11 protein-coding genes are annotated in these 11,762 nt (G+C 32.8%); 2 read left to right on the top strand and 9 right to left on the bottom strand.

Going from position 1 to position 11,762, the window contains the following annotated elements:
* Positions 1–15: 15 nt before the first annotated feature.
* The 4 genes from V5739_RS14585 to V5739_RS14570 all read right to left on the bottom strand — a co-directional run bounded on the left by V5739_RS14585 (position 16) and on the right by V5739_RS14570 (position 4,515).
* Positions 16–1,149, bottom strand: a complete 1,134-nt coding sequence (locus tag V5739_RS14585) for a glycosyltransferase (protein ID WP_423818760.1) — start codon at positions 1,147–1,149, stop codon at positions 16–18.
* A gap of 85 nt (positions 1,150–1,234) precedes the next feature.
* Positions 1,235–2,377, bottom strand: a complete 1,143-nt coding sequence (locus V5739_RS14580; RefSeq protein WP_423818759.1) for a hypothetical protein — start codon at positions 2,375–2,377, stop codon at positions 1,235–1,237.
* A gap of 12 nt (positions 2,378–2,389) precedes the next feature.
* The gene (locus tag V5739_RS14575) at positions 2,390–3,469 is read right to left on the bottom strand and encodes a glycosyltransferase (protein WP_423818758.1); all 1,080 of its coding nucleotides are present in this window, start codon (positions 3,467–3,469) and stop codon (positions 2,390–2,392) included.
* Positions 3,470–3,642: 173 nt separating this feature from the next.
* The gene (locus V5739_RS14570; RefSeq protein WP_423818757.1) at positions 3,643–4,515 is read right to left on the bottom strand and encodes a GNAT family N-acetyltransferase; all 873 of its coding nucleotides are present in this window, start codon (positions 4,513–4,515) and stop codon (positions 3,643–3,645) included.
* 285 nt (positions 4,516–4,800) lie between these two features.
* On the opposite strand from V5739_RS14570, the gene V5739_RS14565 reads away from it, so the two are divergent.
* The gene (locus tag V5739_RS14565) at positions 4,801–5,316 is read left to right on the top strand and encodes an acyltransferase (protein WP_423818756.1); all 516 of its coding nucleotides are present in this window, start codon (positions 4,801–4,803) and stop codon (positions 5,314–5,316) included.
* A 61-nt stretch (positions 5,317–5,377) separates the two neighbouring features.
* Here the strand turns inward: V5739_RS14565 and V5739_RS14560 are convergent, their stop codons facing one another.
* Together V5739_RS14560 and V5739_RS14555 are read right to left on the bottom strand one after the other, a co-directional pair.
* Positions 5,378–6,247, bottom strand: coding sequence for a polysaccharide deacetylase family protein (locus V5739_RS14560; RefSeq protein ID WP_423818755.1), 870 nt, complete (start codon positions 6,245–6,247; stop codon positions 5,378–5,380).
* Positions 6,240–7,394, bottom strand: coding sequence for a glycosyltransferase family 4 protein (locus V5739_RS14555; protein ID WP_423818754.1), 1,155 nt, complete (start codon positions 7,392–7,394; stop codon positions 6,240–6,242). The genes V5739_RS14560 and V5739_RS14555 overlap by 8 nt, the downstream gene beginning before the upstream one ends.
* 141 nt (positions 7,395–7,535) lie before the next feature.
* Between V5739_RS14555 and V5739_RS14550 the strand changes: the two genes are divergently transcribed.
* The gene (locus V5739_RS14550; RefSeq protein ID WP_423818753.1) at positions 7,536–8,651 is read left to right on the top strand and encodes a glycosyltransferase family 4 protein; all 1,116 of its coding nucleotides are present in this window, start codon (positions 7,536–7,538) and stop codon (positions 8,649–8,651) included.
* Positions 8,652–8,693: 42 nt separating this feature from the next.
* On the opposite strand, the gene V5739_RS14545 is transcribed toward V5739_RS14550, so the two are convergent.
* The 3 genes from V5739_RS14545 to V5739_RS14535 are packed head-to-tail and all read right to left on the bottom strand — an operon-like array spanning position 8,694 to position 11,761.
* The gene (locus V5739_RS14545) at positions 8,694–9,836 is read right to left on the bottom strand and encodes a glycosyltransferase family 4 protein (RefSeq protein WP_423818752.1); all 1,143 of its coding nucleotides are present in this window, start codon (positions 9,834–9,836) and stop codon (positions 8,694–8,696) included.
* A gap of 22 nt (positions 9,837–9,858) precedes the next feature.
* A complete protein-coding gene (locus V5739_RS14540) occupies positions 9,859–10,725 on the bottom strand; it encodes a glycosyltransferase family 2 protein (protein WP_423818751.1) in 867 nt (288 codons plus the stop codon).
* A 7-nt stretch (positions 10,726–10,732) separates the two neighbouring features.
* Positions 10,733–11,761 carry a hypothetical protein gene (locus tag V5739_RS14535; RefSeq protein WP_423818750.1) on the bottom strand — a complete coding sequence of 343 codons (1,029 nt, stop codon included), beginning with the start codon at positions 11,759–11,761 and terminating at the stop codon, positions 10,733–10,735.
* Position 11,762: the final 1 nt, after the last annotated feature.

Raw genomic sequence — 11,762 nt, 5'->3', positions numbered from 1 at the left:
CAATTCAATACTTCTCTATTTATCAACTCTATTTTCCTCTTCTGCAAATTTTATATATACATCTTCCAAAGCCCCTACCATATTCTTTAAGCTGAAACTACCCATAACTCTTTTTCTTGCTTCTTTTTGAAATTCTTCCAGTTTTTCAGGGTTCTCAATTAAGCTAGCTACATTATGGGTTAAAGCGTCAGAATTTCCAGTTGCACATAGCAGCCCATCCTTTTTGTGGGTTATAACTTCTACCACTCCACCGGCCTTGGTTGAAATTATAGCACATCCCATGCTCATTGCTTCAAGGAGTGAAATTGGCAAGCCTTCAAAATCTGAACTCATCATATAAATATCCATAGCTGAAAAATATGGAATAGTATTGGTTTGCAATCCTGCGAATTTTACTTTTGCCTGCAGTCCATATTCGGTTACTAAAGATTTTACGTGTGCTTCTTCTGGTCCGGCACCTACTAAAAGGCCAAAGACATGTTTATAATTATCCTGTACTTTTTTAAAAGTCTCCAGCCACAAAGGTATATTTTTTTGCTTCCGAAATACTGCAATATTTCCAATAACCAAGGCATCTTCAGGAATATCATACTGCTTTCTAATTTCTAAATTTTGTTGCAGATCCCTTTTAAACTTATCGGTATTTACCCCATTCAATAAAGTTTGAAAAGGGATGCTGGGAGAAATATTTTCTTTTATGGAACGGGTAACATCTGCCGAAACCCCCAAAGCTAAAGATTGTGAATTGAAACTTACTTTATTTAAAAATTTGGTGGCTTTATGGTAACGTTCCTGTATATTATGTTCAGTATAAATAAGGGGGATTTTAGTTTTTTTATGTACCAAACGCCCTAAGAATCCGGACCACGGCAAGTGGGCGTGTATTAAGTTTATTTGTTGCTCCTCACAGTATTTGATAACACTAGCAACCTGCTTGAATAAGCCAAGATTATTTTTAGCTGGAAAACAGGTAACCCTGCCACCAGCTTCCTGTATTACATCAACCATTTGATCTTTCCAGGGAAGAAAATAAATATAATGAAATTGAAATTTTGATTTGTTGTGAAGCTTTAGCGTTTCTGGCAGTAGCATTTCTGCTCCTCCACGACCTAACGACTTTATTATGTGGAGAATTTTAATTTTTCCCATAAAATTTTATTCATGGCAAAAATAATTGAAAACAAAGAGCTGGCAATATTTTATGAGAATTTTAAATATCCAGAGCCATTAAATCTTATTTCATTCTTCCTTTTAATCCAATTTTAAATTTTGAAATAACGATGTCCCAGTAATTTATAGCATTCTTTTCTTTCAATAAATTATAAATGTGCCTGTTAATTTGATCTTTCTTTCGTGTTCTTACAATATGCGCTATATAACTGTTTTTTAACTGATAATATTTTTCAATATGAAAAACGTCCTGATATAGATTTAATTTATTAAGTAGGTCCAGAGTTAAAGCCGTTCTCAAACATTTATTACATTGAGAGCAATTAACGCCATTCTTATATCTTTTACTACTAGTACATACATCTAGGAAAGGAAAAGTTTCGGGAAAATTTGATATTAGTTGCGTACGCTCTACTCTAGTTAACTGAGCCACTGCAGAATGAAAGTTGGTTGATTCTGTTGATAAAAGATTCAAGATAAGTACATCATAATCCTGCGTATCATAAGCATGCAGTTCGTAATAATCAAACCTGTTTTTTGAAGCTATAAAATAATTTTTGAACAGTTTTTGAAAAATCAATACGCAAGACACATTTCTCAAAGTATTGGTACTTTGGAATTTCATATTAAGGATCTCACTTAAATTAGAATCGATTTTTATGATCTCTTTATTAATAGAATTAGCAAATTTCTTGGCTTTTTCAAACCTTTCCTGAAATAGATGAGTGGTTTCCTTACCTCCGGAGCCATGACTCCCGGCATTAAAAAATGCAAAATAATCAATTTTAAATGAGCCTTTTTCCTCTATATGGTCAAAATAGGTAGCAAAGGAATCTACTCCGCAGGATAAACCGGTTCCAGCTGTATTGCCAGTATTGAGGTCTTTCTCGTTTAACGTCGAGGGAAATATTTTAATTGGCTTAAGAATGGGATTGGCCAGACATAGCGCGGGAATTACGTAATGATTGAGGTTATAGAATAATTTAGCAGAAACAGGTGCTTTTAATTTTATATCCTGGCCGTTTTTTAATGCCAGAAATAAAATACCCACAAGAAAAGCATCTAAATTTTCAGTTATAAGGAATTTCGAGAATTTAGTTGGAACTTCAAACCATAACTTCTTTACATCCTTATCAAATTCAATTTTGGAAGATAAAATACTTACACTTTTAAGTTGTTCAAGCTTAGGGACATTAATATTAATCATCGAACATTTAAATTAATTTTTTTTTAAAATTTTTTCATAAAGTTCAATAAAATCCTGGGCTATTTTTTTATTTATATACTGTTTTATAACCATTTTATAGGCTGTATCTATCCTATTATATGGGTAATTCTCAAAAATCTTTACAACTGCCCTTGAAAAATTTTCTTCATTATTTTTTTCAATTAAATAACCAGTCTCATCATCGACTATTTCAGAAATACCCCCTACATTATAGGCTACAACCGGAGTTTTGCAGTACATAGCTTCTAAAAGGACACCTGGAAGTCCCTCTATTAGGCTAGGTAATACTAATACGTTCGCGCTTTTGATAAAATTTAAAGGATTATTTACAAAACCATGAAAATGAATATTGGAACTTAAGCCTTTTTCTTTAACCAACTTTTCAATTTTGGTCCTAAGGGGACCATCTCCTATTAAATGAAGGTGTGTGGATGTCATCTCCCTATTCACATTCTGAAAAATCCTAAGCAAAGCTTCGTGATTTTTTTCAAACGTAAATCCTCCTACATGTACAATATGCTTCGCTTCTTTCGGCTCGAACTGATAATCATCAATCACGTTAATTTTTTCCAAACCTACCGGAATCACTTCAGTTTTATTCTCCAGAAATCTAAAATGCTTCGTTATATCGTTTTTTGAAGCCTGGGAAACAGAGATAATATAATCTGTTTTCCGAAATAAAAATGAATTGTATTTTTTTTGAATTGTGGAAGTGATATAACGCCCCAGTTCACTAGCATTTCTAAAAACTATTGGAACACTCCATTTAAAGAAAAGTCTAGATAATACCGCATATTTCAAAGTGTCCCCAGCATTGGCTTGCACCACATCTGGCTTGAAAGATTTTACAATAGTATTTAGTGCACTCCATGATTTATAGTCATAGAGACGTTTTTTATGAGATGCATTTAAATTTTCAATAGTTCCTTTAAAAGGAAGGTCTGCTGTTCCAGAAAACAAGGCAACTATCTTAACTTCATGCCCGGCATCAATTAAATGGTTGGAAATTTGCGATGCGAAATTCTCTGCGCCCCTTTTTTGGTTAGTTTGTATTAATTGAAGTATTCTCATTCTATTTTAGAATCATTTTCAAAAGGGTATTATAAAAGAAATAATACATGGGAATACTACAATTTAAAATAATTTGTTACTAATTCTAAAAACTGAAAATCTAAAAACTAGGCTATAATTAAAGCAAATTTTTAAAAGGCTTTTCAATGTTTAGATTATTGGCTTGTAAATTTTTACAAAATTCCTTCTACATCTCCCAAGTCAAAAATTATGTCTTCAAATATATTGAAATCATCGTTCCTATATACAATAACGGGAGTTTTACTTTTAAAATTGACCAGGAAATTGCGGTTTGAATCCTTAAGATTACCTAAATAATAAATCAAAGGTCTCTTATATTGTATAGCCAAGCTATTATAATAAAAACTGGTGTCCAATTTAAACTGTTTAATATCAAAAATCATAATTGCCGGAAATGACTTAAACAAAAATTTTTTAAAAAAAACATAAGTTCCGTCTTTGAATGAAGCTATTTCATATTTTTGATCTTTATACCTCCATCGTAAATAACTTTCTGTACGGTTGGTATTGTTTAATGCCGGCGTATTTTCCTTGTGCAAATTTATTTCTTTCGATTCAATGAGATTATAGGAGACATGTTTGCGCATGGGATTACATATAGCTATCCTAAAAAAGCCTGGTTTTTCCATTTTTTCCCAACCCATTTTTAAATATCCTGGCAAACTATTTATATTTGGGGTATTAAAAATAAGATTATATTCATTTTCAAAATTTGCAAGCCCCTTTAGCGTTAATTTTTTGAATAGGCCTTGGCCCCTATACTCTTTATCTACTACAGTATCTACCGGTCTTAAAGCTTTTATAACAGCGCCATTATTTTTCGAAAATTCCCAGCGCATAAACATTCTCAAGCCTACAATTTTGTTATCTTCAATAGCAACCAGGCCGAGAGATTTTCCAAATGGGTTATCTATATGTTTCCATTTAAAAAATTCTTCTGAAAATTGAGTATCCAAATTAGCCCTGATAAGAGCGACAATTTCTTTTATATCTTGCTTGTAATTTATTTCCCTAAAGGCAGTCACGCAATAAAATTGATTAATGTACTCGTTTAAACTTTTTGGATTGGCTAAAAACTTGCCCTTTTGAACCCATTTAACGCCTTTTTTTCATTCCGTAGCCCTGCTATTCAACTCAAAAAAGTCTTCAACTGGCTTCAAAATTGCTTATTTTCGCTACAATCCTAAAGTTTAAATGAATTCAATATTTAAAAAATTAGTAAATACCCCAAAAGGCAATTACTGCTGGTCTAATTTTTCACCAAATTTACTTTAAATTGTATCTTTACAGGTATTTTTATAAAAAAAGTTTTGAGTAAAGTTTCAAGAATCCCTAAGGTGATCTACCTTAAAATAAAGATCACTATTAAGTTCTGTCTTTTTAAAATTGCAAAAAATTGGGTAGTCTTAGATAGGCTGAGCCGAAGATTACGGCCAGCCATCTGGAGATGGACAGGCTGTAATATTGGCGATAATGTTTCCATTGGTTATGATGTTTATTATGACGTCCATAATGCTCCTTATATTACCATAGAGGATGATGTATGGGTGGCGGCGCAATGCACTTTATTTTGTCATAAAAGGGATTTAACAAATTATCAAAAAGGTGACAGATATAACGATTTAAGTTATAAGAAACTACCGGTATTGTTAAAGAAGGGGTGTGTAGTTGGGATAGGGACTATGGTATTGCCTGGTGTCACCATAGGTGAAGGAGCTATTATTGGAGCAGGGTCTCTAGTTATAAAAGATATTCCTGCCTGGACTATTGCTGTGGGTAATCCCGCAAAAGTGGTAAGACATCTTAAGGATAAGGGCACTCCTTAGCAAGGACATCAAATTATAAAAAGTGAAGGTAACCTTAAAACTATTTCTGGAGAAAAACGCTTTATTTTTTGCCTAAATTATGATATAAGAATGGGTGAAGTCCAGAAACTTTTACTTTAAACTCAGCCATTTTAGTATCTGAATCTACTCTAATCCTGGATATTCTAAGAGGATCTATTTTAGTTGAATTTATTTTGTGATCAAATAAAAAAGCCATTTCTATATTATTTTCTTTCAACAGCTTTTCAGAATCATCATCATAATTTCCATTTGGATAGGCGAAAATCCCGTAATTGCCAAGCTTAAAATCTTTAAAAAACCTTTTAGTACAATTTAATTCGGTTTGTATTTCTTGTGGCGTGCATTTATTGAACATAGGGTGTGTATGGGAATGATTTGCAATAATCATAGCGTTTGAATTCAGAACCTTCAAGTCTTTACCCGTTAGTTGCTTCCTAAAACTTGGTTTATAATTTGAAAGCTTTTCTAACCGGTCTTTATTAGAAATGGATTTTAGCATATTAATAATACCAGAAACATCTAAAGCGCTGTTTCCATTTTCCTTTTCACCCATTCGCACCCTATTCCACCAAAAATCGGTTTCTGAATTTATAAGTTCTGTAATAACAAAAACACAACTATGAACTTCATATTTTTTTAATATTGCAATACCTTTCTCTAAAAGTGTATAATCCCCATCATCAAAAGTGATGGCCAAAGCATTTTTAGGTAAAGTCTTTCCATTGTATAAATGATTTTTTATTTGCGACATACTCACTATACTGAAATTCATGGAAAGATAACTGATTTGATCCTCAAAATTTTGAACATCAACTACATCATGATATGCCAAAACCCTTAAATTATTATTATATAACTTATTAAAGGATGGTGCTAAATAGCTAAGAAGATTATAGTAAAGCTCACGCATGTTTTTTAGAATTGGATACTATTTTAGAATACCTATCTTCATATTTCCTGGAAATGATATTAATATCAAACTTTTGTATAGCTTGTGTCTTTGCCTCTTTACCTAAAACAGTTAACTGCTCTTTATTTTTAAGCGCATAGAGAATTTTCTCTGTCAACTCTGCCACATTTCCTTTCTCAAAAATCAATGCGCTTTCCTGGTCCACACATTCCAAATTTTCACCAATATTGGAAGCAATTATAATTTTTTCACTCATCATGGCCTCTATCAAGGCTCCGGGAAGGCCTTCAGCATAAGATGCGTAAACAAATAAATCGCTTAAATGAAGCAATTCCGGGACATTTGTGCTTCTACCTAGAAATATTGTGTTATTTTCTACATTCAGGCTTTTAGCCAGATCCCTCAGATAAACTTCTTGATTTCCATGCCCTGCAAAGATCAATATCGTATTTGGAAAATCTTTTAAAATAGCAGGAAGTGCTTTTATAATATCAAATTGCGCTTTACGTTCAATTAGCCTACTAACGTTTAATAAAACGTTTTTACCTTCCAAATTATATTCCTGTACTAGTTTTTCAACTTTATCGCAATTAATATTTTCGAATCTCTCTACATTTCTTCCACGATAAATAACTTCAATTTTATCAAAGGGTACGCTTAGTGCATTCCCTTCAGATTGTTTTATAGTTTGGGAATTGGAAATAAAAAAATCCACTTTCTTTGATGATACCTTATCTAAAAGGTAAGCTCTCCACAATTTCAGTTTCATTACAATACTCTTATTTCTATAGCGAAGTGGTGTATAAGAATTATTGACGAAGCTCCCTACTAGTGGTATTTCTGGAAATTGCGACTTCAATTTCCTAGCTATCATATCGGCATTATAGAGTGTGGAATGTACAACATCTGGTTGCTCCTGGAGATAGATAGGTACGAGCACCTTAACAGCATCTTTGTAAGACGAAGATCTGGACAAATTGAGCGAATATACTTTTATTCCTTTGTTCTCTAAGTCTTCTTTTAACATAGAACCTTCATAAATATGGACAAAAATTGGCTCAATCTGTGTAAAATTTATAGCAATATCAACCAAACTCCTTTCTGCTCCAGAGCCTTGCAAACTATCAATTAAAAAAAGCACTTTCATATAATTACGCTTATCTCATAATTTTTGACAAAAATAGCTTAATTCTTAAGCAATTCCATAATTTTACTTCTTTTGATTGAGAGCAATCAGTTATATTTATCCAGGCTTCTTAACCAACTCTAAATATCGATAAAATCCGTCATGAAAATTTTGCAACTCGTAACTAAAAGACAATACAGGGGGGCTGAAGTTTTTGCCGCAAATTTAAGCAGGGAGCTTATTGAATTGGGCCACGAAATTTTATTTGTTGGCCTTTATGAAAGTTCGTCTGAGGTTTTGCAAGTGGAAGATGCTATAAATTTAGATTTAGTTAAATATAAAACAAATGCATTTTCCCATAAAGTTTTGCATCGGTTGATACGGTTGGTAAAAGAAAAAAAGCCAGATATTGTCCAATGCAATGGATCAGATACACTAAAATACATGGCTTTTGCATCATTCTTCACTCCCAATTCCCCCATACTCTATCGCAATATTAGTATAATAAGCAAGTGGCTTTCTAAAGATTTAAAAGTCCTGTTGTACAGAAATTTATTTAAAAGAATTTCCCACGTAACCTGTGTAGGCGAACTTGCCAGGGAAAATTTTGTTGAAACAATGAATTTCCCAAGGGATAAAATTTCGGTTATTAGAAGGGGCATCCAAATAGATAAAGTAAATGAGGAGGTAGCCAGGGATAAAGTTATAAACGAATTTAACCTGAATGAAAATTGCCAGCTGGTGATGCATGTGGGTAATTTTAGCCCTGAAAAAAACCATATCTTTTTAATAGATTTATTTTCTAAGCTTAAAACCTCCAATCCCCTTATAAAGCTGGTTTGTGTGGGTGATGGAATTATGTATGGGCAAATTAAAAAAGAAATTGAGGAAAGAAAATTAATAGAAACCGTGTTTTTAACTGGATTCAGAAAAGATATCCCCCAGCTTTTGGCAGCCGCAGATTGTTTGGTTTTAACGAGTTTTGTAGAAGGGGTCCCTGGGGTAATTTTAGAAGCGGCTGCTCAGTACAAACCTGCTATAGCCACCAATGTTGGAGGTGTACAGGAAGTTTTGATAGATGGTGAAACAGGTTTTTTAATTGACAATTTTGATCAATATGAATTTTCAAAAAAATTGGTAAGTCTTTTAAATGATGATGCACTGCGTAAAAAAATGGGCGAAAAAGCACATCAGATCGCAGTAAAAGAATATGGTCCAAAACAAAATGCCCTGGCATTTGAAAAATTATATTATCAATTAATCAATAAAAAAAACTAACAGAGGTAGGTATTCCATAGCAAATAAATAGCTGACAATTTTTTAGGATTTCTCCATTATTTTGTAATAATAATCTTCATATTGCTTAGCAATCTTTCTAATATCAAATTTTTCGATTGCCATACGCCTTGCATTTTCCCCAAGCTGTGCTAAATTTTCTTTTTCTCTAAGAGCATAGATAACCTTCTCTGCAAGCTCAGTTTCTTCCCCACGCTCAAAAATAAGCGCAGAATCTGAATTTACACACTCCATATTTTCAGGGATATTGGAACATACAATTAGTTTTTTCGCTAACATTGCTTCTATTAGCGCTCCTGGCAAACCTTCAAAATATGAAGGATATACAAATACATGGGCAATAGCCAATAACTGAGGCACATCTGTACGTCTACCCAAAATTTTTAAATTCCGGTCTACCCCTAATTCCATAGCCCGCTTTTTTAATTGTGTTTCATAATTACCATGGCCGGCAATTAATAATATTGAATTTGGAAATTGCTTTAAAATTAGTGGTAATGCATTTATAAGGTCCATTTGGCCTTTTCTCTCAATAAGCCTGCTTACGTTAAGCAGTATATTTTCAGATTTAATCCCCAAAGATTCTTTTAATTCTTTTGCAGATTGATCTTCTATTGGTTCAAATTTCCCAATATCCCTACCCCTAAAAATAACCTGCACCTTATTTTCATCAACCCATGTGGCTCTGGATTTAGCCTGCTTAATAGTCTCGGAATTTGAAATGAAAAAATCTACTTTTCTAGAGGTATAGGCATCAAAAAGCTGCACCAAGCGCAATTTAACATTGTGGACAAAACCCTGATTTTTAAAGCGTAATTTGTTATAACTATTATTTACAAAACTACTTACAAGAAGCATGTTTGGATACTTTGATTTTAGATTACGTCCTAAAATATCAGATTTGAAGAGCGTGGTATGTATAATATCTGGTTGTTCTTTTTCGTAGACTTTTGCCAGCTCTTCGAGGGCTTTATCAAAATTTCGTGGTCCTGGTATATTTAAGGAATATACTTTTATCCCGGACTTTTCCAATAACGGCACCAGCATATCGCCTTCATATACATGTACGAAGACTGGAGTATGTCGTTTTAAATGTAGAGCGATTTCCGTTAGGCTGCGCTCCGCTCCAGATCCCTGGATAGTATCTATTATATATAAAATTTTCATTGGTTTAACCTGCCTAAATTATTTAGTTTCTCATCCATTTTTTTCTTCTTAAAAAAGGAATTTCAAAAATGAGTACCTTCGCAAGATTGCCCCAAGAAGGATAAGTTTTTAAATTCTCATAAAAAACTTTTCTGCTCTCCTGAAATTTTCCAGCCCTGGTAAAATTAACAGCGGAAGACAGTAAAAAATCTTTTTTTCTAAAATGCAACACGCCTCGATTGCTGTACTTTTTAAACAAATAATAGGTAGCTTCTCCACGATATCCATCACGAATTTTGGTTTGCTGCGCGTTAGGATCGTGATGGTACAAAAAATTGCAAGATTTGGTATGCATGATATCCAAATTATTATTTTTACAATACTCAAGTGCCCTGGCGGTAAACTCCCAATTTTCACTTTGTTTTAAATTAACGTCATACCCCCCAATATGGACTGTAATCTCTTTTTTAATACAAAAAGTGCCGGCTAAAGAAGAATATTTTTCTGGCACAATTTCCCTGAATAATTTTGGATATACCTTCGTGTTATTACGCATATACCCACAACTTACAAACCCAGGATTTAAAGAACTGGAAATTAACGCACTAAAATCTTCAAGCCAGGAGCTAGTTGCCTGGTCATCACTATCTAAAAAAGTTAAGAATGTACCACTAGCCTCTTTTATTCCACGATTTCGTGCATGGGAGACCCCTTTATTTCCTTGTTTGAAAAATTGGATTCGTTTGTCATCTAAAAAGAGTTCTAGTATATCTTCTAGGTTGTCTTGGGAACCATCATCTACAAGTATTAGTTGCCAATCCTTAAATGTTTGTGCGAGGATGGAAGAAATTGTCTTGCCAATACTTTTGGCATTATTGTAAATGGGGGTTATAATAGAAATTAATGGCATACCTATATTATTTCTCCCTGGGGAATTTAGAAAAATTAGCGTTATTCAAGCTTTCAAAGCCTTCTATCATTACCCCATACTTTTTCCTGAAATCTTCATCAGGCTTCAAATCTAAATTCGAAAGTGGAAAATAAAGAAACTTAATATTCGGGTAAATTGGGGCTAAATTAATAATTACAGAAGACACGAAGGAAATAATTGTGCCGGGTAATTCGCTTTTCAGCTCCATTCTTTTTTCAAAAGGAATAGTGCTTTCAGGCATTATCTGCATAAAACTATAACATTCTAAATATTTATTGGATTCCCTTCTATGCGGAAAGTAATAAACCTCATGTTCTTTATAGTACGAAAATATTTGTTCTAAATATTTGATTTTGGTATTCAAATCTATAAAACCCAATTCTACCATGGGACTCCCTACAAAATATACTTTCTTAGAATTTACAGCACCAATTTTTGAAGTTTCAAACTTAAAAATCTCCTGTGAATCCCATTCTGCAATATCTAACTTAATCTGGGTATAGAAATGCAGTCTCTCTATAGGTTTTATTTTCAAAATTCGCTCTCTTAAAAACTTATTACGCCCCAAAGGAATTAAGTGGAGTGGCAAAGAATTATGATTTTTCCTATAGTTTGCCATTACAATGATACCCGCACCGTCACTTAACAAAACAATTTTATTGAAATTAAAATGATTGATTATGGAATGATGGAGAAAAAATTTGTAATTCGTAAATATTATTTCATCAAAATGCTTGTGTTTGGAAGCGTGTTTTTTGATATAACTAACATTTTTCATCAGCTTCCAATAATCCTTAAACCTACTGGATTTATTGGTAAATATTATTCCAAATAATTCAAGCTCATGATCATTTTTTATGGTTTCAATAAAATTTTGATAGCCTTTAAATTTTCCTATGGTAAGAAAAATATAATTATTGGCCATTGGTTTTGCCTTAATATAATTTTTTACATTAAGGTAATGCGTATTATTTTTAATAATGAAAAGCCTTTCTTGCATAGGAATTTTTCTCATT

Source organism: Salinimicrobium sp. TIG7-5_MAKvit, assembly GCF_049569215.1.
GTDB lineage: Bacteria > Bacteroidota > Bacteroidia > Flavobacteriales > Flavobacteriaceae > Salinimicrobium > Salinimicrobium profundisediminis.
Note: the sequence above shows the minus strand (reverse complement) of the source record. Positions and strands in the feature narration are given on the sequence as shown.

Bases quoted from the DNA above. Each gene is read 5' to 3' on its own strand.
- V5739_RS14540 (WP_423818751.1), bottom strand. From the start codon at position 10,725: ATGCCATTAATTTCTATTATAACCCCCATTTACAATAATGCCAAAAGT.
- V5739_RS14545 (WP_423818752.1), bottom strand. From the start codon at position 9,836: ATGAAAATTTTATATATAATAGATACTATCCAGGGATCTGGAGCGGAG.
- V5739_RS14560 (WP_423818755.1), bottom strand. From the start codon at position 6,247: ATGCGTGAGCTTTACTATAATCTTCTTAGCTATTTAGCACCATCCTTT.
- V5739_RS14585 (WP_423818760.1), bottom strand. From the start codon at position 1,149: ATGGGAAAAATTAAAATTCTCCACATAATAAAGTCGTTAGGTCGTGGA.
- V5739_RS14580 (WP_423818759.1), bottom strand. From the start codon at position 2,377: ATGATTAATATTAATGTCCCTAAGCTTGAACAACTTAAAAGTGTAAGT.
- V5739_RS14535 (WP_423818750.1), bottom strand. From the start codon at position 11,761: ATGAGAAAAATTCCTATGCAAGAAAGGCTTTTCATTATTAAAAATAAT.
- V5739_RS14555 (WP_423818754.1), bottom strand. From the start codon at position 7,394: ATGAAAGTGCTTTTTTTAATTGATAGTTTGCAAGGCTCTGGAGCAGAA.
- V5739_RS14550 (WP_423818753.1), top strand. From the start codon at position 7,536: ATGAAAATTTTGCAACTCGTAACTAAAAGACAATACAGGGGGGCTGAA.
- V5739_RS14575 (WP_423818758.1), bottom strand. From the start codon at position 3,469: ATGAGAATACTTCAATTAATACAAACTAACCAAAAAAGGGGCGCAGAG.